This window comes from Klebsiella sp. P1927 (genome assembly GCF_018204675.1).
Taxonomy (GTDB): Bacteria; Pseudomonadota; Gammaproteobacteria; order Enterobacterales; family Enterobacteriaceae; genus Klebsiella; species Klebsiella pneumoniae.
This window is the reverse complement of the sequence record NZ_CP073377.1, coordinates 1,995,322-2,019,194: the sequence shown is the minus strand read 5'-3', so window position 1 is coordinate 2,019,194 and position 23,873 is coordinate 1,995,322. Positions and strand designations below refer to the sequence as shown.

At 57.1% G+C, this 23,873-nt stretch carries 23 protein-coding genes and 2 pseudogenes; 3 read left to right on the top strand and 22 right to left on the bottom strand.

Annotated features, from left to right (window positions below; translation table 11 throughout):
• Nucleotides 1–3 precede the first annotated feature (3 nt).
• Nucleotides 4–402, bottom strand: a pseudogene (locus KB892_RS10195) (ABC transporter six-transmembrane domain-containing protein); the annotation flags it as partial.
• 55 nt (nucleotides 403–457) lie between these two features.
• Here KB892_RS10195 and KB892_RS10190 point away from each other — a divergent pair.
• Nucleotides 458–1,438, top strand: coding sequence for an IS5-like element ISKpn26 family transposase (locus KB892_RS10190; protein WP_000019473.1), 981 nt, complete (start codon nucleotides 458–460; stop codon nucleotides 1,436–1,438).
• 291 nt (nucleotides 1,439–1,729) lie between these two features.
• Here the strand turns inward: KB892_RS10190 and KB892_RS10185 are convergent, their stop codons facing one another.
• Nucleotides 1,730–2,080: a colistin resistant protein CrrC gene (locus KB892_RS10185; protein ID WP_062955029.1), complete on the bottom strand. Its 351-nt coding sequence runs from the start codon at nucleotides 2,078–2,080 to the stop codon at nucleotides 1,730–1,732.
• Between KB892_RS10185 and ccrB the strand changes: the two are divergent.
• A pseudogene (gene ccrB, locus KB892_RS10180) lies at nucleotides 2,048–2,365 on the top strand (HAMP domain-containing histidine kinase CrrB); the annotation flags it as partial. The gene KB892_RS10185 and the pseudogene ccrB sit on opposite strands and share 33 nt — an antisense overlap.
• Here ccrB and KB892_RS10175 read toward each other — a convergent pair.
• The 17 genes from KB892_RS10175 to KB892_RS10095 form a co-directional block, all read right to left on the bottom strand.
• Nucleotides 2,362–3,297 carry an ATP-grasp fold amidoligase family protein gene (locus KB892_RS10175; protein ID WP_004200180.1) on the bottom strand — a complete coding sequence of 312 codons (936 nt, stop codon included), beginning with the start codon at nucleotides 3,295–3,297 and terminating at the stop codon, nucleotides 2,362–2,364. The pseudogene ccrB and the gene KB892_RS10175 sit on opposite strands and share 4 nt — an antisense overlap.
• A gap of 236 nt (nucleotides 3,298–3,533) precedes the next feature.
• Nucleotides 3,534–4,571, bottom strand: coding sequence for a S66 family peptidase (locus tag KB892_RS10170; RefSeq protein WP_004200181.1), 1,038 nt, complete (start codon nucleotides 4,569–4,571; stop codon nucleotides 3,534–3,536).
• 178 nt (nucleotides 4,572–4,749) lie between these two features.
• Nucleotides 4,750–5,112 (bottom strand): TonB family protein, encoded by a 363-nt coding sequence (locus tag KB892_RS10165; protein WP_004200182.1) that lies wholly within the window; start codon nucleotides 5,110–5,112, stop codon nucleotides 4,750–4,752.
• 781 nt (nucleotides 5,113–5,893) lie between these two features.
• Nucleotides 5,894–6,283: a hypothetical protein gene (locus KB892_RS10160; RefSeq protein ID WP_004200184.1), complete on the bottom strand. Its 390-nt coding sequence runs from the start codon at nucleotides 6,281–6,283 to the stop codon at nucleotides 5,894–5,896.
• Nucleotides 6,284–6,627: 344 nt separating this feature from the next.
• A complete protein-coding gene (locus tag KB892_RS10155; protein ID WP_004189563.1) occupies nucleotides 6,628–7,104 on the bottom strand; it encodes a GNAT family N-acetyltransferase in 477 nt (158 codons plus the stop codon).
• Between the two features lie 1,083 nt (nucleotides 7,105–8,187).
• Nucleotides 8,188–9,030, bottom strand: coding sequence for a c-type cytochrome biogenesis protein CcmI (ccmI, locus tag KB892_RS10150; protein ID WP_004200186.1), 843 nt, complete (start codon nucleotides 9,028–9,030; stop codon nucleotides 8,188–8,190).
• The gene (locus tag KB892_RS10145) at nucleotides 9,027–9,473 is read right to left on the bottom strand and encodes a cytochrome c-type biogenesis protein (RefSeq protein ID WP_004200187.1); all 447 of its coding nucleotides are present in this window, start codon (nucleotides 9,471–9,473) and stop codon (nucleotides 9,027–9,029) included. Before KB892_RS10145 ends, ccmI begins: the two co-directional genes overlap by 4 nt.
• Nucleotides 9,474–9,484: 11 nt before the next feature.
• On the bottom strand, nucleotides 9,485–10,039 hold the full coding sequence (locus KB892_RS10140) for a DsbE family thiol:disulfide interchange protein (protein WP_002908216.1): 555 nt from the start codon (nucleotides 10,037–10,039) through the stop codon (nucleotides 9,485–9,487).
• Nucleotides 10,036–11,988 (bottom strand): heme lyase CcmF/NrfE family subunit, encoded by a 1,953-nt coding sequence (locus KB892_RS10135; protein ID WP_004200188.1) that lies wholly within the window; start codon nucleotides 11,986–11,988, stop codon nucleotides 10,036–10,038. The genes KB892_RS10140 and KB892_RS10135 overlap by 4 nt, the downstream gene beginning before the upstream one ends.
• Nucleotides 11,985–12,443, bottom strand: a complete 459-nt coding sequence (gene ccmE / locus KB892_RS10130) for a cytochrome c maturation protein CcmE (RefSeq protein ID WP_004200190.1) — start codon at nucleotides 12,441–12,443, stop codon at nucleotides 11,985–11,987. Before ccmE ends, KB892_RS10135 begins: the two co-directional genes overlap by 4 nt.
• Entirely contained in the window at nucleotides 12,427–12,657 is a 231-nt protein-coding gene (gene ccmD, locus KB892_RS10125; protein WP_002908220.1) for a heme exporter protein CcmD, read from the bottom strand. Before ccmD ends, ccmE begins: the two co-directional genes overlap by 17 nt.
• Nucleotides 12,654–13,391 carry a heme ABC transporter permease gene (locus KB892_RS10120; RefSeq protein WP_004200192.1) on the bottom strand — a complete coding sequence of 246 codons (738 nt, stop codon included), beginning with the start codon at nucleotides 13,389–13,391 and terminating at the stop codon, nucleotides 12,654–12,656. Before KB892_RS10120 ends, ccmD begins: the two co-directional genes overlap by 4 nt.
• Nucleotides 13,392–13,440: 49 nt before the next feature.
• Nucleotides 13,441–14,100, bottom strand: coding sequence for a heme exporter protein CcmB (gene ccmB, locus KB892_RS10115; protein ID WP_004200195.1), 660 nt, complete (start codon nucleotides 14,098–14,100; stop codon nucleotides 13,441–13,443).
• Nucleotides 14,097–14,720 carry a cytochrome c biogenesis heme-transporting ATPase CcmA gene (ccmA, locus tag KB892_RS10110; protein WP_004200196.1) on the bottom strand — a complete coding sequence of 208 codons (624 nt, stop codon included), beginning with the start codon at nucleotides 14,718–14,720 and terminating at the stop codon, nucleotides 14,097–14,099. Before ccmA ends, ccmB begins: the two co-directional genes overlap by 4 nt.
• A gap of 83 nt (nucleotides 14,721–14,803) precedes the next feature.
• Nucleotides 14,804–16,144, bottom strand: coding sequence for a c-type cytochrome (locus KB892_RS10105; protein ID WP_004217197.1), 1,341 nt, complete (start codon nucleotides 16,142–16,144; stop codon nucleotides 14,804–14,806).
• 10 nt (nucleotides 16,145–16,154) lie between these two features.
• Nucleotides 16,155–17,939, bottom strand: a complete 1,785-nt coding sequence (locus KB892_RS10100; protein WP_002908285.1) for a GMC family oxidoreductase — start codon at nucleotides 17,937–17,939, stop codon at nucleotides 16,155–16,157.
• 2 nt (nucleotides 17,940–17,941) lie between these two features.
• Nucleotides 17,942–18,697 carry a gluconate 2-dehydrogenase subunit 3 family protein gene (locus KB892_RS10095; protein WP_004175724.1) on the bottom strand — a complete coding sequence of 252 codons (756 nt, stop codon included), beginning with the start codon at nucleotides 18,695–18,697 and terminating at the stop codon, nucleotides 17,942–17,944.
• Nucleotides 18,698–19,198: 501 nt separating this feature from the next.
• Here KB892_RS10095 and KB892_RS10090 point away from each other — a divergent pair.
• The gene (locus KB892_RS10090) at nucleotides 19,199–19,570 is read left to right on the top strand and encodes a VOC family protein (protein WP_002908289.1); all 372 of its coding nucleotides are present in this window, start codon (nucleotides 19,199–19,201) and stop codon (nucleotides 19,568–19,570) included.
• Between the two features lie 7 nt (nucleotides 19,571–19,577).
• Here the strand turns inward: KB892_RS10090 and KB892_RS10085 are convergent, their stop codons facing one another.
• From KB892_RS10085 to KB892_RS10075, 3 genes are all read right to left on the bottom strand, one after another.
• Nucleotides 19,578–20,648, bottom strand: a complete 1,071-nt coding sequence (locus KB892_RS10085) for an ABC transporter ATP-binding protein (protein WP_004200198.1) — start codon at nucleotides 20,646–20,648, stop codon at nucleotides 19,578–19,580.
• Nucleotides 20,641–22,410: an ABC transporter permease gene (locus KB892_RS10080; protein WP_002908294.1), complete on the bottom strand. Its 1,770-nt coding sequence runs from the start codon at nucleotides 22,408–22,410 to the stop codon at nucleotides 20,641–20,643. Before KB892_RS10080 ends, KB892_RS10085 begins: the two co-directional genes overlap by 8 nt.
• A 74-nt stretch (nucleotides 22,411–22,484) precedes the next feature.
• Complete coding sequence (locus tag KB892_RS10075; RefSeq protein WP_002908297.1) at nucleotides 22,485–23,573, bottom strand: ABC transporter substrate-binding protein; 1,089 nt, start codon at nucleotides 23,571–23,573, stop codon at nucleotides 22,485–22,487.
• Between the last annotated feature and the right edge of the window lie 300 nt (nucleotides 23,574–23,873).

The window sequence follows — 23,873 nt, the reverse complement described above, 5'->3', positions numbered from 1 at the left end:
AGTTCAGCATGGTTTTCCTGATAAAGAGGTCTCATCGTCAGTCGAAACCCGTTTACCGATATCCCTGAGCTGGGAAAATTTCTCAAGAAGTTGTGGTGCGTCATCAAGGCTTGTTGCAAACATCCACATATAGGTCATGACGGAATAAATATGTCCGGCATTAATTCCGGATTCCATGCTCATCCTGATAATGGTCATGGAAAAGAGAGCAGAAACCAGAAGGCCTATTGATAAATATCCCCATGCCTCTCTGTCGGATAACACCACGCGCAGACGAGCAAGTGTGTCATAATGTCGCTTAAGAGCACCAAAAGACGCCTTATTAACATAATCGACCTCTTTCTCAAGGCGATTATTCAGCCGTCTGTAGAATGTCTCATTTTTGCTGGGGAAGGTGCGAACAAGTTCCTGATATGAGATCATCATATTCATCCGGAGCGCATCCCAGAGGGACATCATGAGCCATCAACTCACCTTCGCCGATAGTGAATTCAGCACTAAGCGCCGTCAGACCCGAAAAGAGATTTTCCTCTCCCGCATGGAGCAGATTCTGCCATGGCAAAACATGGTGGAAGTCATCGAGCCGTTTTATCCCAAGGCGGGCAATGGCCGACGGCCCTATCCGCTGGAGACCATGCTGCGTATTCACTGCATGCAGCATTGGTACAACCTGAGCGACGGTGCCATGGAAGATGCCCTGTACGAAATCGCCTCCATGCGCCTGTTTGCCCGATTATCCCTGGATAGCGCCCTGCCGGATCGCACCACCATCATGAATTTCCGCCACCTGCTCGAGCAGCATCAACTGGCCCGTCAATTGTTCAAGACCATCAATCGCTGGCTGGCCGAAGCAGGCGTCATGATGACCCAAGGCACTTTGGTGGATGCCACCATCATTGAGGCACCCAGCTCTACCAAGAACAAAGAGCAGCAACGCGATCCGGAGATGCATCAGACCAAGAAAGGCAATCAGTGGCACTTTGGCATGAAGGCCCACATTGGTGTCGATGCCAAGAGTGGCCTGACCCACAGCCTAGTCACCACCGCGGCCAACGAGCATGACCTCAATCAGCTGGGTAATCTGCTTCATGGAGAGGAGCAATTTGTCTCAGCCGATGCCGGCTACCAAGGAGCGCCACAGCGCGAGGAGCTGGCCGAGGTGGATGTGGACTGGCTGATCGCCGAGCGTCCCGGCAAGGTAAAAACCTTGAAGCAGCATCCGCGCAAGAACAAAACGGCCATCAACATCGAATACATGAAAGCCAGCATCCGTGCCAGGGTGGAGCACCCGTTTCGCATCATCAAGCGGCAGTTCGGCTTCGTGAAAGCCAGATACAAAGGGCTGCTGAAAAACGATAACCAACTGGCGATGTTATTCACCCTGGCCAACCTGTTTCGGGTGGACCAAATGATACGTCAGTGGGAGAGATCTCAGTAAAAACCGGAAATAACGCCAGAAATGGTGGAAAAAATAGCCTAAATAGGCTGATTCGATGTGTTTGCGGGAAAAAAATCGGCCCAGATCCGCGAAATTTTAATCAGCGAGTCAGCTTGGGAAGAAATGACCTGCTTATTCGCACCTTCCCTAAGTGAAACGAGACAGCAGAACAGAGCAGTCATAAATCCATGTGCTAAGTGTAACGTGATGATGTCAATCGTGAATGGATGTTTTATGGAGGATATGTGTACTCACTCCTGAGGTTATGTATCATATTGACATTGCATAATATCAAACCATTCTTATACATAAACATAAAGGTAGTCCGCAAAAGAAAACCATTAAAAAAAATTCATAATAAAAAACAAAATCATAGATATCTGGAAAAGTATTCAAAAGCAGATGTAATACAATGATGGTGTGTATAAACACTAAAACCAGACCGAATGTTATTGCAATGAAGTTTTTAAAAACTCCAGGTTTTTTCTGAATAATAAATGATAATGCTGTAATGATTATCAAAACACGAATCAGTAAAGATGAGGGTAATGTTGATTCTACTTTTTCATTAATTGAATGCACAAGGTAAAGCCAGGTAGATAGCAACCCATAATTCAGTGCCTCACCGTTCTTTTTGACAATGCCTTAAAATACTCCACATCACAAACGCTGTTAATAAAGAATGGTATTACAGGAAACGATAATTTTATTATCGTTCAGGACCAAGGACCTGGAATTCCTGAAGAACTCCAGAAGTCCTTATTCCAGCCTTTTCAGCGAGGAGAATACGCCAAAAATATTAATCCAGAGGGCTGTGGTTTAGGGTTGTCGGTAGTTAAAGCCATTATGTGCGCCCACGGTGGAGACGTTAGCTATAGTTTAACACCAGAAAATGGCTCACTTTTCAAACTCTCATGGCCTGTTTAAGGGCATGAATACACAGGCTCGATCGAACCTGTTTTAGCAAGAGACAGATCCCACATACTGCCGAGTTTTGCGTCCCAAATTGATGGGGTGATTTTAAGTTTGCCTCTTTTGGGACTTAATGTTATTTCGCTGAAATAGATATCATCTCCTTTTAGCATAAGATCGACGCGGCAGTAGTCTATTTCTTTTGCTAAGTCCTGGGCGGCAATAACGGATTTATGAAATGATTCTGGTTCATCAACCGGCAATGGCGTGTTTGGGTATTCCATCTGAAAGGGTTGTAAATTCCACGCTCTGTCATAAACGTTAATGAATTCGTTTCCATCGCTGTCAGTAAAGTCGGCCTCGATAAAACATGCCACACCGTGAAAGCAATGTATTCTTATCATTTCCGGAGTTATATTCTGGTGTTTACTGGAAAATAGATCCAGATACATTTCGCATAGGATCACGGGTGGTATGTTTTTATACTGCCATTCTCGGGTCGTATAATACATGTTCTTTTTAAGAGATAGTTTTAATTTGCTTTTAACCTTAGCGGGATCAATATTCGTTTTATCCGTGCATATGACCGCGCTACCACTATCATGATTGCATTTCAAAACAAATTTTGAGGGAAGTTTGTCGAAATCAATATCATCAACTCTATTATAAACACCTACTAAAGGAATAAGCTTAATTAAATTAGTCCGTTTCTCAACATACTGCCTGACCAGAAGTTTATCAGCAAGCAATGTATAAAATGGGTTGTGGATAAATAAAATGCGATGGCAAATTTTCTCATTAAGCGTTACAGGGTTGAGTAAATCCGGATATGTGCCAGATATTTCTCTTAACCTGTCTGCATGAAATGAAATGTCATTAGTCAAAATTGTTCTGCATTTTCTTAACAAATATTCAATGTATTTGATTTGATAGTTTATTTTGTTCATAACACCTCCGGTTCAGAAAGGAAATTCTGACAGAGGTTTGTTGATTTATTTTTTGCAAATTATGGAGAGTATATGGACCGACTTGCTTCTTTATTAACAGAAATTAATCCGGACCATTGTCCGCTCCTTGCACGAATCGGAAAAGTTAACTGCACTGAAGATCCGCTCTGAACGAAGAGCGGATCTTTAGTGCAAAAGAACAGCAAGGCCCGCCTTTGTGATTAATACTGCCTTATCTACAACTGCTGAGTTACCCAGCTACCATTTTCAGCGAAAAATACCGTCGCATCGGCTCCATTGACCAGGGATATTTGAGGAGGTATGTGGCCAATATCAACATCATACAGTACGGGCACGGCAATATTCTCAAAAGCGGCTTTAAGGGCATCCAGATAATTATGTTTAGTCGGGTCGCTTACGTCGGGTGCAGCACTTCTGCCGATAAGAACACCATTTAAGTTATCAAACCAACCCTGTAATCGTAAGCTAAATAATGCGCGTGTTAATTCACAGGGAGCCATTTCCACATTTTCAAAATAGAGGATTATTCCTTGAGGGCTATTGCTCGCCTTGAACAAGGGCACATTCCCGAATGGTGTACCTGCTAACCTGGATATTATTTCGAGGCAGCCGCCGATCAGTTTCCCGCTAAATGTCAGAGAAGATGTAACACCATCAAGGCGTTTCCACTGTGTTTTTTGGGTCAGATTGAAACCTCCGTCTGACGCTGTTCCCCATTGATTTTCATCCGCTTGAAATGCTGTTGAAGAGTACTGTTTGATTACAGTTCCCCGATTCGATTCCAGAATTTCCCATACGGCCTGAGTGGTGGCATCTAACTTTTGAGCGCCAAGATCCATGAGGTTTGGCCCATGCAAAGTAGCCCAGCCCGATATCGTCGTCAGTGGGAAATGAAGTGTACTCAGATCTGAAAAGCCCACAAACCATTTTGGTTTAGACCGGGACAACAGATCAAAATCAATCAAATCAAGCAATTCCATCGCCAGATCACCGCCCCAAGGTGGCATAACAGCTTTTATATCTGGGTCAGTAAGATAAGACATTAATTCTTCAACGCGGGAAAATTTAGTGGCGCTTTTATTTTTGTGCTGCGAGCGTAAGCAGCGTCCTTCGCGGACCTGGTAACCTCTTTTCTTTAGGTTTTTTATGGCGAGTTCCAGTCTGGGATGCAGATGTTCAGGTACGCCAGCAGAGGGAGCGGTTACACCAATAACATCTCCTGGAGCCAGCCTGGGTGGAAAGAGGACACTCATGGATAGATCCTTTTCAGAACATATAGAATTCCATAATCTATAAATAAAGCCAGGATGTAAAATTAACAGGCGAACACTCCGCTTGTTTTTTCTATGAGCCTTTAAAAGGTCTGCTCATGGCACCCAAGGGACTTTACCGGCGTAGATGATGCGTCAGGCGACTAATCCTCAAAAGTGCTTACTGCTTATTCGCGGGACCGCCGGTTGATTTGGGTTGGCTCATGACGACTACTCTTTTAGCTATTCCCGGTTTCCCCTTTTCAAAGCGCCATTTACTCATCATTTTCTCGATGATTTTATGTTCAAACTCCGGAGTCGTTGTCGATTCCAGTATCTTTACATTCTGAACTCTGCCATCTGAATCAACATCATACTGAATCCGCAGAGCATTCGGCAGGAGGTTTCCGTTATTATCATGAGTGGTAATTGCTGTGTTTGCAGAGGAAATGCTGCCTGAAGGTGTGCTGGCGCTGGCCGGTATACCGGCGCAGAGTGCCAGGAACAATGGCAGAATCAGGGTGAATAGTCTGATAGCTTGCATAAATCGTCCGAATTCCAAAATTAACCATGAATCTTCACGTTACCAACGGTGCGAGTGACAGGCTGCCAGATGAAATGATCAGTGAATACCGCGTCTTCAGCTGCAATCCCTTTGACCTACTTACCAGGCGCTTCGTACCACATCCATTCCCGGGGTCGTTTCGCTATCAGGACTAGTGGGAGCTGAGCGAGTATATCAACGATTCTTTTGCCAGCTGCCAGCAGCGCTATCCGGTTCGTCGGGGAACATGACCGAGCTAACACCCTCAAGTGATTAGCATTTATTCGCGTCCCGCGCTGAAGACGTTCAGCTAATCCTTTTTGACTTCTGTGTTCGGGATCTACCGCGGTTGCGACGTTAAGAGGGTGTTCTCCGCGGGCTTAGCGGCAGCTTGCTGCTGATGCTAAGGGGGAGATTCTTCAGTCATTTCTGCGACACCGGGGAACTTAACCCGGAAGCGGCTGAACATAGCGCCAGCAGGGAGGATCCCGGATAGCTGTGCGTGACGCCTTATCCCGGCTACGCTGTTGTGCCGCTCTTGTGGCGTATTTTTGCCGGGTGGCGGCTGCGCCTTACCCGGCCTACAAAAACTCGCTAGCTGACTGACTGGCTCGCGCCGCGTTGAGTGTTACATAGTGATGCCAGCTCTTCCTGCTCCTGGCATTGAGCGGACAAACCAGATGAGCCAAAGGTCCGCCATGAGCGAGGAGCGGAAATTTGCCACGCCCACAACTACGTTACTAACATTGAGGTGTCGTAATCAACGGAGAGCAGGTCAAAGTCATTTTAGCTGCATCAAGGGATAAGAGTTCGTGGTACTGGAACCGTCAGTATAGAGCTCGGTAATAATTATTTTTTTACCATCAATAGAATATTTGACTGTACTGTCCGCAGGATCATCCCGCCAGCGACCGGTGCTGTCAGGGTTATCAGATGCCCACATAACCTGATCACCTATAAGTTTACACTTTATTGCCCAACGGGTGCCATCGTTCTGTCGGATATAATGTACGTAGGCAATACCTGATTCCACTTTATCCAGTTGCATGATCTTATGGTCACGGCCAAACATCGCAGCAGAAGCCGCCTTGCAAATCTGACCTACCGTGACTTCAGAAGCCTGTACCGGCGCAGTAAACACCAGTGGAACAAGAAGTGAAAGTTCTTTCATTCGGCTCAATCCATTTTGTTTATTTTCAGGAATAACGCTAAATGTATATGTCGGCAATCTAAAGCGTTTCTTGACGCTAATCTAGTGTTGCGATGGCAGGATTGATTAACTTAGTCCCTAGCGTAATCCCATGCTCTGCCTGATTGCCAGCTTGGCTCCTTTGGCACACTCCACATTGCGATTCATACAGAATGTTGTTAGCCACTTCCACACTTGAGGACAGAAGAAATTCATGCTCAGCAAGGTCCGGGCGGTGCAAAGAGCGGACGTTAATTTTGAAGCTTTTAAGATCTACCTGCAGTGGTAACTGGGCATATTGATCATTGCGATTAGACAGCGAACCACTATCCCAGGAGATTTATAGACATTTCCATGCAGCGCAGTTCAGCCTGCGCCAAGGCAGAGGGATACATGCTTTCCTGCATAAGTTTGAAACCATGTTTCTCATAAAAAGTCTGGGCATTAGGTGTTGAGGACAAAGTCAATTGCTCAAAACCACGTCCACGAGCTTCACTTTTGATGGCTTCAATAATCTGACTACCTAAACCTTTACCTGTATATTGAGGTAGCGTAAATACAGCCTCAATACTTCCTGTAGATAGATCAAGATAGCCTGTAGCTAACAGTCTGCCATCAGGGGCAGCAACAACGAAAAAAGGATTCACTACAATGGCGTTCCTGTAGCTCTCAGGCATTTTTTCCGGTGTCCAGGCTGCAATAACCGCATCATCATAACTACTCTTACATCCGTAACGTATAGCCTGATTTCGAATGTTCCAGCATTCTTCTGCCTCCACAGGCACAGCAAGTCTGATCTTCATACCTTTTCCTTGTACGTTTTATTCTGCGAACCATTTACATCTACCATAAAAATTCTAAAGCATACCCATCAAATTTGAGTGAGGCGGCAACGTCCGCTCCTGGCACACAGCAGACATGAAATTCTGGAATAGCATTCGTACACTTACAACATCGAGAGGCTTCTGAAAGCCGCGTCAGCGGCATGACAGCGCCAGCAGAGAAAATCCCGGATGGCGGCGTATGGCGCCTTATCCGGGCTACGCTCTGGTGCCGTATTTTTGCCGGGTGGCAGCTACGCCTTACCCGACCCGGTGATTTGGCGCTCAATTCGCGCCCTTCGTAGGCCCGCGCAAGCGTAGCGCCGCCGGGCAAGGGCAGCGGGTGCGGAGCCGGTTTTGTGCCGGGTGGCGGCTGCGACTTACCCGGCCTACGGTCCGTGCGACTTGTCGTTAATTTATTCACCATTGTTGCTGAAACTGCCGGTGTTGCGGCCTCAAAATCGCTGAGACGTTCCCGGAAGGCCGGGGCAGCCCGCATGGATGCGGGCTGAGGGCCGTGTTTTGCACGGACGCTGCCTCGGCCCGACCCGAAGCCTGCAGGGATAAGTCGAAGGGACCGCGTAGCGGCGATTTTGCTGGCCGGAGCCCGGGGGTACAGGGGGCGGCGGCGACTGGCCGCCCCCTGTGCGCTCCCTGCGCCATGCCAGGCATAACGCAGAAGATTAACCGGGAGCGCAAAATACGCTGAAGCCACAGATAACATAAAAGACTTCCCGGCAGTGCTTTCCCTCACCCAGGCCTTCTTCCGGAGGGAGAGAGAACCGTACGGCAGTCGTTGCCGTTCCATGACGCTCCCTGCGCCACGGAGAACCAGGTGCAGCACCACGAAGCGGGAGCACAGAGTACGCTGAAGTCACGCGTGAGAAACGCTTTCCCGGGCTGAGAACCAGGAAAACCGATAACCGTCTCCGGCAAGAAATCAGGCTCCGAGCCCAACATGTTGCCGGGTGGCGCTTCGCTTACCCGGCCTACAAAGGCTACCCGCGATTTGGCGCTCTATTCGCGCCCTTCGTAGGCCCGCGCAAGCGCAGCGCCGCCGGGCAGTTACTGCGCCTGCTGCTGCGCCTGCGCCAGCTGGCGGACGATCGCCTCGCGCCGCGCATCCCCTTCCGGTAGCCGGGCCAGCAACGCCTGCAGGGCCGCCACGGCCTCGGGGTAATCTTCATTGCGCACCGCGCTCAGGGCCAGCATCTCCAGCACCGGCAGGCTGTTCGGCTGCCGCTGATGCAGGTCACGCAGCAGCAGCTCGCCCATCCGAACCTGACCGCTATCTCCCGCCCGCACCAGCGCGCTGGCGTAATCGAAAGCCGCTGCCGGGTCGTCCGCCGCCAGAGCATGCGCCCGGCCAAAGGCGCCGATCGCCGTCTCGCCATCGTTTAACAACAGGCCCAGCCGCCCAAGCAGCTGCCAGCCGGCGAGGTCGTTCGGAGTATCCTGCAGGTGGCTGCGCAGGCCAAGCCGCAGCTCCGCCAGCTCATCCATTCGCAGCGGCGCCGCCGTCGGGTCCTTAACCTGCTGCAACAGCGCAGGAAAATGTCGTTCAGCCTGCTGCCAGAGCAGCACCTGACCAATATCGCTGGTTTTCAGATACAGGCCCAGACTCAGGACCACCAGCAGCAGCGCGCCCGGAAGCAGCGCCCAGCGGCGTAGCGGCCGTTCGCCAGACTGTGCCTGGGGCGGAATATCCGTCAGCAGCGTGCGCTGCAGCTCGACGACCAGCGCCGGGTTGTCCTCGCCGCGCTCCTGCGCCAGCTCCTGCAGGCGCGACTGGTACAGGGCGCGGTTGAGGGCATCGCGGTCTACCGCCCCTTTGCCCGACCACGGGAAGTACAGCAGCCCCAGCGCGCCAGCCAGCAGCAGCGCGACGATAACCACCAACAGGCTCATCGTTCTTTTCCTTCTTGCAATAATGCCGCCAGCCGCTGGCGCTCTTCGGCGGTGAGTGCCGCGTCAGGAATGTCGCGACGGCGGGCGCGGGCGATAATCACTCCCGCGCCCGCCAGCACGAACAACCCCGGTCCCAGCCACAGCAGCACCGTGCCCGCGGTCAGCGGCGGCTCATAGCTGACAAAATGACCGTAGCGGGCCACCATATAGTCAACGATCTGCCCTTTCGTTTTACCCTGCTGCATCAGCTCGTACACCTTCTGCCGCATATCAGCGGCAATCATCGCGTTTGAGTCGGCGATGCTGTTGTTCTGGCATTTAGGGCAGCGTAGTTGGGAGGTGATCTCGCGGAAGGCCTGCTCCTGGGCCTCATCCTTAAACTGCCAGGTATCGATGGCGGCCCACGCCTGGCCGGTCAGCATCAGCGCCAGCAGGATGACCATTACCCCTCTCATCAACCCGCCCTCCGGTTGTATTGATCCCACAGCGGCTGGAGCTCCTCGCGCCACACCCGTTCGTTCAGGTCGCCGGCGTGCCGCCAGCGGATAATGCCCTGACCGTCGATGAGAAACGTCTCCGGCGCGCCATAGACCCCGAGATCCAGACCAAGCATGCCGTTGCCGTCGTAGAGGCTCAGCCTGTAGGGATTACCCAGGCGCTGCAGCCAGCTCATCGCCTTCTGGCGATCGTCTTTGTAGTTCATCCCCACCACCCGCACGCCCTGCTGCGCCAGGCCGTTGAGAAACTGATGCTCGGCGCGACAGGTTGGACACCAGGTGGCCCAGACGTTGAGCAGCAGCGGCTTGCCGTCAATCAGCGTCCGTCGGTCCAGCGTCTGACCGGGGGTATTCAGCGCTTCAAGGCGAAATTCCGGCAGCGGTTTGCCAATCAGCGCCGACTCGAGGGTCGTCGGGTCATCGCCATCGGCGTTGCGCATCAGCTGCCAGAACAGCGCGGCGGCCAGCGCCAGAAACAGCACCAGCGGGATAAACAGTAGCTTCCGGTTCATGAGGCCTCCTGCAGCTTCTTACGCATCCGGTAGCGCGGGTCGAGCATGCAGCACAGACCGCCGAGGGCCATCAGCACCCCGCCGTACCAGATCCAGCGAACGAACGGTTTATAGTACAGACGCACCGCCCAGCTGCCGTCGCTCAGCTCTTCCCCCAGCGCGGCGTACAGATCGCGGGTCAGCCCGCCGCTGATCGCCGCCTCGGTCATCATCATCCGGCTGGCGGTGTAAAAGCGCTTCTCAGCATACAGCGTCGCTTCCGGGCGGCCGTTGCGGGTCACGGCGATAATGCCTTCGCCGCCGGTCCAGTTGGGGCCGACGATATTGCGCACGCCGTTAAACACAAAGTGATAGCGGTGGATATCGATGCTGTCGCCGGGACGCATCCGTACATCGCGCTCCACGCTGTAGTTCTGGCTGAAAGTGATGCCGATAACGGTCACCGCCACGCCGACGTGACCGAGCACCATCCCCCACTGGCTGCGGGTCAGGGCGCGCAGGCCGCGCCAGAAACCGTGGCGGTGGGTGGCCCGTTCGTGAACCTCCAGCAGGGCGAAGATCAGCACCCACAGGGCCATCATCAGGCCTATGACCGCCATGGCGGTGATACGGTCCTGCAGCAGCCACGGCAGCGCCAGAGAAAGTGACAACGTCACCAGCAGAGCGATAATCAGGCGCTTAATCTGCCTGGCGACGTCATCGCGCCGCCAGCGGATCAGCGGTCCCAGCCCCAGCAGCAGCGCAAACGGCGCCATCAGGGCGGTGAACATGGTATTGAAGAACGGCTCGCCGATGGAGATGCTGCCGAGGCCCAGCTCTTTATGCACCAGCGGCAGCAGCGTTCCGAGGAGCACCACCAGCATCGCGGCCATCAGCAAGATATTGTTGCCAAGCAGGAACGACTCGCGCGACCACAGCGTATGTTCCACCCGCGCCCGCACCCGGCCACCCTTCAGGGCGTACAGCAGCAGCGATCCGCCGATGGCGACAATCAGCAGTACCAGAATAAACAGCCCGCGCGACGGATCCGAGGCGAAGGCATGCACCGAAACCAGCACCCCGGAGCGCACCAGGAAGGTGCCCAGCAGGCACAGGGAGAAGGCGGCGATGGCCAGCAGCACCGTCCAGGCGCGGAAGCTGCCCCGCTTTTCGGTCACCGCCAGGGAGTGCAGCAGCGCGGTTCCCACCAGCCACGGCATAAACGAGGCGTTTTCCACCGGGTCCCAGAACCACCAGCCGCCCCAGCCCAGTTCGTAGTATGCCCACGCCGAGCCCAGCGCGATGCCGAGAGTGAGGAACATCCATGCCGCCTGGGTCCAGGGACGCGACCAGCGCGCCCAGGCAGTATCCAGCCGGCCCGCCAGCAGCGAGGCGATGGCGAAGGCAAAGGCCACCGAGAAGCCGACGTAACCCATATAGAGGATCGGCGGATGGAAAATCATGCCGATATCCTGCAGTAGCGGATTGAGGTCGCGACCATCAATGGGGTACTGCGGCAGGCCGCGGCTGAACGGATTGGAGGTGAAGAGGATAAACAGCAGGAAACCAAAGGCGATCATCCCCATCACCGCCAGCACCCGGGCGACGGCGTCGAGCGGCATCCGGCGGCTGAAGATGGCGACGGCAAAGGTCCAGACGCTGAGCAGCAGAACCCACAGCAGCAGTGAGCCCTCGTGCGCCCCCCAGGTTGCCGCCACCCGATACCACACCGGCAGCGCGCTGTTGGAGTTTTCCGCCACGTAGCGGACGGTAAAGTCATTGACCACAAAGGCGTGCACCAGCAGCAGGAAGGCGCCGCCGATACAGGCGAATAGCCCACAGGCCAGCGGCCGGGCCAGGGCCATCAGCCGCCGATCCTGCCGCGCCGCGCCCCACAGGGGATAAACGCTCAGGAGCAGCGCCAGCCCCGCCGCCAGACACAATAAAAAGTTGCCCAGTTCCGGCATCATGGCTGCGCCCCCGTTTTCTCCGGCGTCATGGCGTTTTTCACCTCCGGCGGCGTGTAATTTTCATCATGTTTGGCCAGCACCTGCTGGGCGGTAATATGCCGCTCGCCGTCCAGTACGCCCTGGGCCACCACGCCCTGCCCTTCACGAAACAGGTCCGGCAAAATGCCCTTATAGCTGACGTCCACCACCCCGCGGGCGTCATACAGCTTAAAGCGCACGTCGAGGGTTTGCGGGTCGCGCTGCAGGGAGCCCGGCTGAACGTAGCCTCCCACCCGCAGGTGCTGCCCGGTATGGGGCAGCGCCCGGGTTTCCGTTTTGCCGTAGATAATTTCCCCCGGGGTGTAGAACAGATCGATATTGCTACTCAGGGCGTACAGCGTCAGGCTGACGGTTAGCCCGAGGCCGGCGAGCACCGCCAGCACGATATATAGCCGGGTTTTACGACGCGCTTGCATCCGCGGCCTCCTTGTCATGTTCGCGGGCGGCAGCGATCCGCCGCTCGCGCGCCTGCTGGCGTCGCACCTCATGGAACAGCGCCCGCCGCGCCCACAGGGTATGCACCGTCAGCAGGCCAAAGGCGGCGACGGCCACGGCCACCGCCAGCCAGACGTACACGGCATAGCCGCCCATATTCAGGAAGGCGGCGAAAGACGAAAAGGCGGGGCTCATCGGGCGGCTCCTTTATTCACCAGCGCCACCACCCACGGTCGACGGCGCTCCAGTTGCAGGATCAGGTTACGCAGGCGCATCAGGGTCAGGGTGACCGACAGCGTGAGGAAGGCAAAGATGCAGATCCGCAGCGGCAGACGCATGCTTGGGTCGATGGTTTGCTGCAGGTTGGTCGAGCCCTGGTGCAGGGTGTTCCACCAGTAGACCGAGTAATGAATGATGGGCAGATTGACCACCCCGACCAGCACGAGGATCCCCGCCGCGCGCCCGGCCAGCCGCCGGTCGTCAAAGGCGTGCCACAGGGCGATGACCCCGGCATACAGAAACAGTAGCACCAGCTCTGAGGTCAGGCGGGCGTCCCAGATCCACCAGGTCCCCCACATCGGCTTGCCCCATGCCGCGCCGCTGACCAGCGCCACCAGGGTGCAGACCGCCCCCACCGGCGCCAGGGCGGCGATCGCCAGATCGGCCATTTTGATCTGCCAGACCACCCCGACGAAGGCCGCGACGGCCATCGCCAGGTACAGCCCCATCGACCACGTCGCCGCCGGGACGTGAAGGTACATGATCCGGTAGCTTTCCCCCTGCTGATAGTCCGCGGGGGCGAAGCCAAAGCCCCACCCCAGGCCGATGACCAGCAACAGCGCGCTCAACGCCGCCAGCCAGGGGATCCAGCATCCGCACAGGCGGTACAGCCGCTCGGGGATCGCCAGTTGATGTAACGCTTTCCACATAGACGCTTACTCACACGGTTATGATGGCCGCGCCCGCAGGCGCAGCGAGTTATCGCACGGTCAGCCGCAGCGCAGCGGCGGTGGCGAACGGACACAGGGTGGCGCTGGCGGTTAAGAACGCCGCCAGCATCGCCAGATAGCCGCTGACCGGGAGCCCGGCGGCCGCCGCCTGGCAGGCCGCGGTGGCGAAAATCAGCAGCGGCACCGCCAGCGGCAGCACCAGCAGGCTCAGCAGGACGCCGCCGCGCTTCAGGCCGACCGTCAGGCCAACCCCCACCGCGCCGAGAAAACTGAGCGTCGGGGTGCCGAGCAGCAAGGTCAGCGCCAGCACACCGGCGTCATGCAGACTCATCCCCAGCAGCAGCGCCGCCAGCGGCGAGACGATCAGCAGCGGCAGGCCGCTCATCATCCAGTGGGCAACCACCTTCACCAGCACCACCGCCACCAGCGGCGTCGGCAGGAGCATCAGTTGCTCCAGGGAACCGTCCTGCCAGTCGTCGCGAAACAACCGATCCATCACCAGCAGCGCCGCCAGCAGCGCGGCGACCCACACCACGCCCGGCGCAATCTGCGCCAGCAGCTGCGGCGCGGCGCCGACGCCGAACGGAAACAGGGTGATGACGATCAGAAAGAACCAGAGCGGATTGAGGATCTCCGCCCCGCTGCGCCACGCCAGGCGCAGTTCCCGGGCCAACAGCGCACACATCATTGCCCGCCTCCAGCGTCGCCGCCGAGGCGCAGGGTGCGCAACGGACAGCCCAGCGGCCGCAGCGGCTGGTGGGTGGTGAGGATGGCGCATCCCCCCTGCCGGGCGTGCTGCTCCAGGCGACGGGTCAGGGTTTCCATCGCCGTGGCGTCGAGGGCGGTGAACGGCTCATCGAGGATCCACAGCGGCGCGTCGGTTAACCACAGGCGGGTGAGCGCCACCCGACGCTGCTGCCCGGCGGAGAGCTGGCTCAAGGGGAGATCTTCATAGCCCGCCAGGCCGACGGCGGCGAGGGCGCTTTCCCGCTGCTGAAGGCGGCTGGCCGGAAAGAAGAAACGCAGGTTTTCATCGGCGGTCAGCGCCGCGTTAACGCCGGGTTTATGGCCCAGCCACAGCAGCTGACGGTGAAATGACTCCCGGACCTTCGCCAGCGGCAGGCCCTGCCAGCTCACCACCCCGCTTTCCGGGCGCGCCAGGCCGCAGAGGATCCGCAGCAGCGAGGTTTTCCCCGCGCCGTTATCACCGGCGACCTGCAGCAGCTCGCCGGCAGCGAGGGACAGCGTCAGCGCCGCAAACAGCGGTCGATCGTCAACGATGCAGGTCAGTCGCTCTGCATGCAGCATGAAGGCAAACTCCTTGATTCAGACAGTATTTTACGTCGTCGCTAAGTATGGGTTGCGCCGCGCGGGCGACGCAACCCTGACGGTTACTGTCCGGCCCCCGGCAGCTTCGAGATATCGGCGTTGCCTAACGCCTTCTCATCGTGCGCCGCGGTCTCCTTACGCACCTTCGCCACATCGCTGGCGCTGACCGCCGGCGCGTTGTTGCCCCAGCTGGTGCGGATGAAATTGACCACATCGGCCACCTGCTGGTCGTCCAGGCGCCAGCCGAACGACGGCATGGTCAGGTTGGAGACCGCATCTTTCACCGCCGGCGTGGTGCTCCCGGTCAGAACGATGTGGATAAGCGAAGTGGCATCTTCCGTCTGTACCACCGGGTTGCCCTTCAGCGACGGGAAGGCGCGTTTATAGCCCGCGCCGTCGGTACGGTGGCAGGCGGCGCAGTTATCGACGTACAGCGCGGCGCCGGTTTTGCTGTCGTTACCCTTCCACAGATCTTTCGCCACGCTGTCTTCCACCGGGGCTGGGGTCTGTTTGCCGCCGCGCGGCGGGAGCGACTTCAGGTAGCGAGCGATGGCGGTGATGTCATCATCAGAGAGATACTGCAGACTATGCTCCACCACATCGCTCATGCCGCCGAAGACCACCGATTTATCGTTGCGTCCGGTTTTGAGGAACTCGGCCAGCTCGGCTTCGCTCCAGGTCCCCAGACCGTCGCGGTTTTCGCCGCGCAGGCTGGAGGCGACCCAGCCGTCAATCGGCGCATTGCTGCCCGCCAGGTAATCATCGCCTTCGCTTTCGCTGAGCGCTTTTTCCTGCATCGTCAGGCTACGCGGGGTATGACAGGCGCCGCAGTGGCCCAGGCCTTCCACCAGATAGCGGCCGCGCTCCAGCACCGGGTCAACCTGCGGGTTGGCGACAAAGTCGCTCGGAGTCGGGGCGAAGATGCCGCGCCAGAACGCCAGCGGCCAGCGCATCGACAGCGGCCATGGGATGTCGGTGTCCTTGTTGGCGACATTCACCGGCTCCACGCCGTGCATAAAGTAGGCGTACATGGCGCGCATGTCCGCTTCGCTGATCCGCGCGAACGAGGGATACGGCATCGCCGGATAGAGCGTGGAACCGTCTTTCCGCACGCCCTTGCGCACCGCGTCGTCGAACTCTTCGAAGGTGTACCCGCCAATGCCGTGTTCTTTATCCGGCGTGATATTGGTGGAGTAGATGGTGCCGATCGGCGTCTCCATCGGCAAACCGCCGGCGAAAGGTTTCCCCGCTTTGCCGTTGGTGTGGCAGGCGACACAGTCCCCCGCCCGCGCCAGATACTCCCCCTGCTTAATCAGATTGCTGTCCGCAGGCGCCTCTTCGGCAAAAGCCGCGCAGCTCAATGCCCCAAGCACCAGGGCCGATAACCATTGCATTTTCATCATCTGCCTTCCTTTATGCCTGCACCAGGGGACCCGGATTTTTCAGATACTGCTCACGGATCGCCTTCGCTGACCAGTAGGCCAGCGCGGCCACCGTGCCGGTTGGGTTGTAGCCCAGCCCCTGCGGGAACGCGGAGGCGCCGATGACGAAGACGTTATGCACGTCCCAGCTTTGCAGATAACGGTTCACGGCGCTGGTTTTCGGATCTTCCCCCATCACCGCCCCACCGTTCATATGGGTGGTCTGGTAGGTGGTGGTATCAAAGTGGCTGTTGGCGTTTTTCGGGCTGCCGAGGATATATTTCGGCTTCATCGCTTTGGCGATCGGCGCCATCTTATCGAACATAAACTGCGCCATCTTGATGTCGTTTTCCTGCCAGTCGAAGGTCATGCGCAGCAGCGGCTGGCCGAAGACGTTTTTGTAGTTCGGATCAAGATCGAGGTAGTTCTGCCGATAGGACTGGTGCGCGCCGTGGGCATCCATCGACAGGTGATGGGTGTAGGTGTCGGCCACCGCCGCTTTCCACTTGCTGCCCCACGCCGGGGTGCCCGGCGGTACCGGGAAACCGGAGATGGGCTTGGTCCCGGCCTGGTTGACCCAGAACGGCGAACCGCCGACAAAGCCCGCCGCGCCGTGGTCGAAGTTGTCGGCGTTGAAGTCGTCGACGCCGACGCCGTTGCCGCCCGCGCCGATAAACGGATTGGTATAGGTGTCTTTGTCGAAAATGGCCTTGATGGTGGTCATGTTCTGGTAGGCGAAGTTACGCCCCACCACCCCTTCGCCGGTCTCCGGATTGTACGGTTTGCCGATCCCGGAGAGCAGCATCAGGTGCACGTTGTGGAACTGGAAGGCGCCGATAATCACCAGGTCCGCCGGCTGTTCCATTTCGCGCCCCTGGCCGTCGACGTAGGTCACGCCGGTGGCGCGGGATTTGTCGTCGGTCAGGTTGACCTTCAGCACGTTGGCGTTGGTCCGCAGCTCAAAGCGTTTTTCCTGGCGCAGCGCCGGCAGAATGTTCACGTTCGGCGAGGCTTTAGAGTACATGTAGCAGGCGTAGCCGCTGCAGAAACCGCAGAAGTTGCACGGGCCCATCTGCGCGCCGTAGGGGTTGGTATAGGAGTCGGAGGTGTTGGCCGACGGCAGGTTATAGGGGTGATACCCCACTTCCAGCGCCGCTTTTTCAAACAGCTGCGCCGACCAGGTGTTTTTCTGCGCCGGCAGCGGGAAGTCGTCCGAGCGGTCCGGGGCGAAGGCGTTGCCGCCGCGGCCTTTGCCGACGACCTTGCCTTTGATCGACCAGGCGGTCCCGGAGGTACCGAATACTTTTTCCGCTTTATCGAAGAACGGTTCCAGCTCGTCGTAGGTGACGCCGAAATCCTGGATGATCATATCCTGGGGGATGAAGTTTTTGCCGTAGCGTTCTTCATAGTGGCTGCGCATCCGCAGCTCAATGGGATCGACGCGGAAATGGACGCCGGACCAGTGCAGCCCGGCGCCGCCCACGCCGGTACCCGGCAGGAAGGCCGCCAGCTGGCGATAGGGCACCGCCTGTTGGCTGGTGTTATGCCGGATGGTGACGGTGCTTTTCGATAGATCCTGGAACAGCTTGCGGCGGATGTTGTAGGTCAGCTCATCAATCACCTGCGGATAGGCGCCGTCCGGCCAGGTGTCGCGCATCGGGCCGCGCTCCAGCGCGACGACGTTGAGGCCCGCTTCGGTCAGCTCTTTGGCCATGATCGCCCCAACCCAGCCGAAGCCGACGATCGCGACATCGGTTTTTTTCAATACGGTGGCCATGATTACGCCCTCTCCCCATTAATTGATACCGGCGGGAAGGGGTAGCGTTCGCCCCGTTCAACCCAGTCCATAAAGTCGGCGCGCGCGCCGGGAAAATTAATCAGCGTCCAGCCGACCATGCCTTTATTGCCGCCATGGATCGGGTCGCTGAAGAACCCTTCGCGGGTGTTTTGCAGCAGATAGGTGAAGAACAGCGAGGCCGGCAGCTGTTTGAACTCGGCTTTACCCGATTCCCACAGGCCGAGCGCCTCGTCCTGCTGCTCGCTGCTCAGTTCAGCGAAGGTTTTATGATATTTGTCCTGACACCACGCCTCGGCGTCGGCGATCCCGAGGTTATAGATCTGTTTGGGCACCAACGGCAGCTGATAACCCATCTCTTTCGGCACGTCGGGATTGAAGGGCCCCTGCATATACCAGATGGAGCCGGTGGCGTAAGGGGTATTGAGCTGGCGGTCGATAAACTCCGGGACGCCGGCCTCTTTGGCACCGGGACCGAGTTCATCCGCCGGGATTAAGCGAGCGACGGCGGCGTTGATAAACGCCCACTCACGATCGTTGAAGAACTGCGGCTTCCAGTCGCTGGCCGCCGCGGTGTTCCCGGAGGCTGGCTCTGAAGCGGGGGCCGCCTGCGCGGTCGCGCTGGTGGCCACGCCAATAGCCCCTGCTCCCGCGCCGCCGATCACCACCGTCGGGATCAGCGCCATCGATTTCACCAGGAAATCACGCCTGGAATTGTTGGTTTTCTCGCTCGACATCATCACATTCCTGTCATTGAAAATTACTGTTTTTGTCGCTGACAAAACCAGTGAATGTCGTGCTGGAACCGATACCATTGCGCTTTTAAACCGCTTAGCGTCTGGCCCGGCCCGGCAAGTCGGATAAAACATCGCCAGAGGCGATATCATTTATAGGGTTATCGTTTGGATAGTAGACGATTCTCAACGAAACGCGGAAAATCGGAGAGAAATTCACCGGTCTGTCATCGTGAGAAGAGTGCTGCCATAACCTTGAGGCGGTAAACCAGCGGCATTCACACCGCGCTGAGCTTACCCATGCGCCAAAAAAGAGTGACTTGTATCACAAATGTTATTTTTTGTTTATGGTACATGGCAGATTAAACGTCTGTAAATACTCGTATTAGGAATAATTAAACATTTTGAGCTGTTAAAAAAGTTAATAACCGTTGTTAACTATCTTGTATCTATTGTCCGGCTAGCGCCTTCAGCTGGTGATATCCCATCCACAGGAGAAGAGAAGATATGTTCGATCATGTGAAATTCGGCGTTAGCGACTATGCCGCCAGCAAAGCGTTCTTTTTGCAGGCCCTGGCCCCGCTTGGCGTAACGCTGGTCGGCGAAGGCGAACCGAGCTACGGCGCAGAGCTGGCCGGCAGCGGCGATGCTTCTCTATGCCTCTATCAAAGTGCGGAAAAACCGGCGCCGCTGCACATTGCCTTTCGCGCCGACAGCCGCGAGCAGGTCGATGCCTTCTGGCAGGCGGCGCTGGCCGCCGGAGGAAAGGACAACGGCGCGCCGGGGCTACGGCCAAACTACCACGCCAGTTACTACGCCGCGTTTGTGATTGCGCCAGACGGACACAATATTGAAGCCGTGTGCCATCTGGCGGGGTAACGGGCGGCTACCGCTGCGGAAAAATCCACACATCCTCCGCCGGGAGCGTCAGATGGCAGTGTTCGGCATCGCGCAGCGCCGTTCCGTAGGCGCGCAGCGGAAAGTCGTCGCCTTCGGTACGGAACAGGTACTCCCAACGGTCGCCGAGGTACATGCTGGTCAGCAGCGGTAGCTGGAGGCTATTATCCTGCGCGGCGCCGTCAAGTTGCAGGCGCTCGACGCGGATCACCGCCGTCGCCGGCTCGCCAACGCTAACCCCCTCGCCCGCTCGCCCCCACAGGCTCCAGCTGGCGCCTTCGATCCGCGCCCTGCCGTTCTCCAGCGCCATCACTTTGCCGTGCAGGCGGTTATTGCTGCCCATAAACTCAGCGGCGAACAGCGTCGCCGGGCTGCCGTACATCTCCTGCGGGGTCCCCTGTTGCTCAATGACGCCATTGTTCAGCAGCAAAATACGATCGGAGATGGCCATTGCTTCATTCTGATCGTGGGTGACCATCAGCGCCGACAGGCCCAGCTTAATGATCAGCTCGCGCAGAAACACCCGCGCCTCTTCGCGCAGCTTGGCGTCAAGGTTGGAGAGCGGTTCATCCAGCAGGATCACCGGCGGGTTGTAAACCAGCGCCCGGCCGATGGCCACCCGCTGCTGCTGGCCACCGGAGAGCTGGTGCGGATGGCGGTTGCCAAGGTGCCCCAGCCCCAGCTGATCCAGCACACGCTGCACCCGCTCTTTTATCTCCCCGGCGGCGACTTTACGCAGCTTCAACGGATAGGCCACATTGTCGAACACCGTTTTGTGCGGCCACAGGGCATAGGACTGAAAGACCAGGCCCAGGTTACGCTCTTCGGCCGGGATCTCGCTGCGCGGCGTGCCGTCGTACACCGTGCGGTTGCCGATGGCGATCCGTCCGCTCGTCGGTTTTTCCAGCCCGGCCACCGCCCGCAGCAGCGTGGTTTTGCCGCTTCCCGAAGGCCCCAGCAGCGATACTACCTCCCCCCGGCCGAGCGTCATGGACACCCCCTTCAACACCGGGTTATCGCCATAGGTGAGATGCAGATTTTCTACCGATAACTCAATCATGTAATTTCACTCCAAAGCGCAGGGCGATACCCAGGCCAATCACCACCAGCAGAATATTGATAAAGGAGAGCGCCGCGACGATATCGATGGCCCCCGCCGCCCACAGCGACACCAGCATCGAGCCGATGGTTTCGGTACCCGGCGACAGCAGATAGACGCCGGTGGAATACTCGCGCTCAAAGATCAGGAACATCAGCAGCCAGGAGCCAATCAGCCCATAGCGCGACAGCGGAACGGTCACGTGGCGGGTGATCTGCCCCCGCGAGGCGCCGGTGCTACGCGCCGCCTCCTCCAGCTCCGGGCCCACCTGCAGCAGCGTCGAGGAGATGAGCCGCAGGCCGTAGGCCATCCACACCACGGTGTAGGCCAGCCAGACGCTGAAGATGGTGTTGCGCAGGGCGCGCAGCTGCACGATAAGGTGCTCCCGCAGCCAGTCGGCCACCGGCAGCGCCGAGAGCCAGCCGTGCTTCAGCGACTGATCGAGCCACATCGGTACAAACAGGAATACCCACAGGAAGGCCAGGCCGGCCAGCAGCCCCGGTACCGCGCGCGGGACCAGCACGCTGTAGTCGAGAAAGCGGGTGACGTTGTCCGCTTTGCGGTGCATGGCGATGCCGACAAACAGATAGCAGATCACCGCCAGCGCGCCGCCGATGATGCCGATAGCCATCGAGTTGACGATCGCCCGCAGCAGGTTGGGCTGCTGCCAGATATTGTGGAACGTCGCCAGCGACAGCTCATCCCACAGCGACACGCCGACGCCCCAGTTGGAGATAAAAGCGCGCAGCGCCACGCCGAGCAGCGGTACGCCGATGGTCACCGTCAGCCAGGCCACCACCACCGCCCCGGCCACCCAGCGCCATTTGCCCAGCGGCAGCGCCCGCGCCTGGGACGCCTTGCCCTTCATGGTGACAAAGCGGTTGGCGGTGCGCATCAGCCGCCGCTGGAGCATCACCAGCGGGATGGTGATGCAGATCAGCACCACCGCCACCGCCGCCATCAGATGGTAGGAGGGGGTGCCGAGCTTGTTAGTCAGCTTGTAGAGATAGGTCGCCAGCACCATGTTGCCCTCGGGGTCGCCCAGCACCAGCATCAGACCGAAGACTTCCAGACCGAGGAAAAAGAGCAACACGCAGGCGTAAAGAATGGATGGCCGCACCATCGGCAGACTCACCGAGGTCATCACCTGCAGCGGCGTGGCGCCGACGGTGCGCGCCGCCTCTTCCACGTCGGAGCCGACGCTGCGCAGCGCCGAAGAGATATAGAGATAGGCATGCGGAACGTGAGTTAAGCCGGCGATGACCACAATGCTGAACATCGAGTAGATATTCCACGGCACAAAGCCGATCAGCTGCTGCGCCCACTGGGAAAAGAAGCCTACCGGCCCGGCGGCCACCACGTAGCCAAAGCCCAGCACCATCGGCGAGACGAAGATCGGCACCAGGATCAGCGGCTCAATGATCCGCCGGCCGGGTAAATCGGTGCGCACCATCAGAAACGCCAAAATACCGCCCAGCGGAATGGCGATAATCACCAGGCCAAAGGCCAGAATAAAACCTGACCTTAATGCCAGATAAAAATCCGGGTCGGTAAAAATAAAGGCGAAGGCTTCCAGACTCCACGATTTGGAGCGGGAAAAGAACGGTGCCGAGAGAAAACTCTGCACCACAATAAATAACAGCGGGACATAAATCACCAGCGCCGTGATGCACACCACCACGCCGCGCGGCAGCCCCTGCCACTTTCTGCGTAATACGTTCATGGTTCATCCCTTCGGTCAGGTGAATAAACCCGCCGGGTGTGAATAAGGGGCATCGGCGATGCCCCAAAGGAGGATTATTTCGCGGCGGCGCTGCGCCATTGTTTAATAAACTGCAGACGTTTTTGCGGCTGTAAATAATCGAGCAGCGTTTCGTTGACCGGGATCGGTTTTAACGCTTTGCCCAACAGCGCGGTCATACCATCGATATCATTTTTACCTGCAATATCGCGACGAATTGAGGGAATATCCGCCTGGCTGGCGAGGATCTGCTGGCCTTTTTCCGACAAGACATAGTCGAGCCACAATTTTGCCGCATTGGGATGTTCGCTCTCCTGGCTAATAAACGAGACGCGGGAGAGCACCAGCACGTAATCTTTCGGATAGGCAATACCTAAAGAGGGATCGTTTTTCGCCCGCGCTTCGGCATAAGAGCCAAGAATGTTATAGCCGATCAGGTTTTCGCCGGAGGAGACGCGCTCCATCATTGTGCCGGTGGAAGACTGCACCGTCAGGCCGCCTTTGGCGATATTCGCCAGGTCGGCAAAATAGTTCGCGTCGGCCTGGCTGTCCTGTACCGCCAGCATAAAGCCGAGGCCCGATTTTTCGATATCGTAGGTGGTGACTTTGCCTTTAAATTTATCGGCCTGGCTGGCGATAAGTTTTGCCAGCGCGGTATGCGAATCCGGAACCTCATTCTGCGGGATCAGCCGTTTGTTATAGATAAACACCACCGGCTCATAGGTAGTGCCATAGGCTTTTTGCTGCCAGACCGCCCAGTCGGGTAATTGCTTCACCTCCGGCGAGGCATATTGTTCGGCGTATTCGGTGGCTAATTTCAGCGCGGTATCCATCGATGAGCTCCACACCACATCCCCGCTGCCGCCCCCGGCGGCCTGTTCGCTGATATAGCGGTTATACAGCTCAGTACTGTTCATGTCGTTATATTCGACTTTGACGCCCGGGTATTGCGCTTCAAATCCCTTAATTAACGGCCCGGCCGCTTTGGTATCGGTCGTGGAATAGATCACCACCTTGCCCTCTTTTACGGCGGCATCAATCGTTTTTTGATAATCCGCGGGATAGCCCGCAGGCACCTCCGCCCAGGCGGCACAGGCGAAAACGGCCGTCAGTGAAACCACTAAACCACTTATTTTCTTATACATGATACCAACCTTTAATCATCAATTAATAAACACAAATTTAACATATAGTGGTATCAGCTCCCCTTGCAACGACGGGGATGGCTTTTTTCTGGCTTTTGTGACACTGGCAGAATTTAAAAATGTGGTGTTTATGGCGTTAATTAAAACGCGATCCCGGCCCGGTTTTTTATCGTCTGTCGTATGCGCAGGCGCTGGCGCAGCGGCATGTCGCCGGGAGACGCCGCCCTTGACCTTCTGCGCCGGGCGGCGCAGCATAAAACGGCAAACATAACAAAATAACAACAGACTACAGGAGAGAAT

What these genes read in the sequence shown, in the direction of transcription:
- KB892_RS10190 (WP_000019473.1), top strand. Translation starts at nt 458, where the DNA reads ATGAGCCATCAACTCACCTTCGCCGATAGTGAATTCAGCACTAAGCGC.
- KB892_RS10175 (WP_004200180.1), bottom strand. Translation starts at nt 3,297, where the DNA reads ATGAACAAAATAAACTATCAAATCAAATACATTGAATATTTGTTAAGA.
- KB892_RS10170 (WP_004200181.1), bottom strand. Translation starts at nt 4,571, where the DNA reads ATGAGTGTCCTCTTTCCACCCAGGCTGGCTCCAGGAGATGTTATTGGT.
- KB892_RS10165 (WP_004200182.1), bottom strand. Translation starts at nt 5,112, where the DNA reads ATGCAAGCTATCAGACTATTCACCCTGATTCTGCCATTGTTCCTGGCA.
- KB892_RS10160 (WP_004200184.1), bottom strand. Translation starts at nt 6,283, where the DNA reads ATGAAAGAACTTTCACTTCTTGTTCCACTGGTGTTTACTGCGCCGGTA.
- KB892_RS10155 (WP_004189563.1), bottom strand. Translation starts at nt 7,104, where the DNA reads ATGAAGATCAGACTTGCTGTGCCTGTGGAGGCAGAAGAATGCTGGAAC.
- ccmI (WP_004200186.1), bottom strand. Translation starts at nt 9,030, where the DNA reads ATGAGCCTGTTGGTGGTTATCGTCGCGCTGCTGCTGGCTGGCGCGCTG.
- KB892_RS10145 (WP_004200187.1), bottom strand. Translation starts at nt 9,473, where the DNA reads ATGGTCATCCTGCTGGCGCTGATGCTGACCGGCCAGGCGTGGGCCGCC.
- KB892_RS10140 (WP_002908216.1), bottom strand. Translation starts at nt 10,039, where the DNA reads ATGAACCGGAAGCTACTGTTTATCCCGCTGGTGCTGTTTCTGGCGCTG.
- KB892_RS10135 (WP_004200188.1), bottom strand. Translation starts at nt 11,988, where the DNA reads ATGATGCCGGAACTGGGCAACTTTTTATTGTGTCTGGCGGCGGGGCTG.
- ccmE (WP_004200190.1), bottom strand. Translation starts at nt 12,443, where the DNA reads ATGCAAGCGCGTCGTAAAACCCGGCTATATATCGTGCTGGCGGTGCTC.
- ccmD (WP_002908220.1), bottom strand. Translation starts at nt 12,657, where the DNA reads ATGAGCCCCGCCTTTTCGTCTTTCGCCGCCTTCCTGAATATGGGCGGC.
- KB892_RS10120 (WP_004200192.1), bottom strand. Translation starts at nt 13,391, where the DNA reads ATGTGGAAAGCGTTACATCAACTGGCGATCCCCGAGCGGCTGTACCGC.
- ccmB (WP_004200195.1), bottom strand. Translation starts at nt 14,100, where the DNA reads ATGATGTGTGCGCTGTTGGCCCGGGAACTGCGCCTGGCGTGGCGCAGC.
- ccmA (WP_004200196.1), bottom strand. Translation starts at nt 14,720, where the DNA reads ATGCTGCATGCAGAGCGACTGACCTGCATCGTTGACGATCGACCGCTG.
- KB892_RS10105 (WP_004217197.1), bottom strand. Translation starts at nt 16,144, where the DNA reads ATGATGAAAATGCAATGGTTATCGGCCCTGGTGCTTGGGGCATTGAGC.
- KB892_RS10100 (WP_002908285.1), bottom strand. Translation starts at nt 17,939, where the DNA reads ATGGCCACCGTATTGAAAAAAACCGATGTCGCGATCGTCGGCTTCGGC.
- KB892_RS10095 (WP_004175724.1), bottom strand. Translation starts at nt 18,697, where the DNA reads ATGATGTCGAGCGAGAAAACCAACAATTCCAGGCGTGATTTCCTGGTG.
- KB892_RS10090 (WP_002908289.1), top strand. Translation starts at nt 19,199, where the DNA reads ATGTTCGATCATGTGAAATTCGGCGTTAGCGACTATGCCGCCAGCAAA.
- KB892_RS10085 (WP_004200198.1), bottom strand. Translation starts at nt 20,648, where the DNA reads ATGATTGAGTTATCGGTAGAAAATCTGCATCTCACCTATGGCGATAAC.
- KB892_RS10080 (WP_002908294.1), bottom strand. Translation starts at nt 22,410, where the DNA reads ATGAACGTATTACGCAGAAAGTGGCAGGGGCTGCCGCGCGGCGTGGTG.
- KB892_RS10075 (WP_002908297.1), bottom strand. Translation starts at nt 23,573, where the DNA reads ATGTATAAGAAAATAAGTGGTTTAGTGGTTTCACTGACGGCCGTTTTC.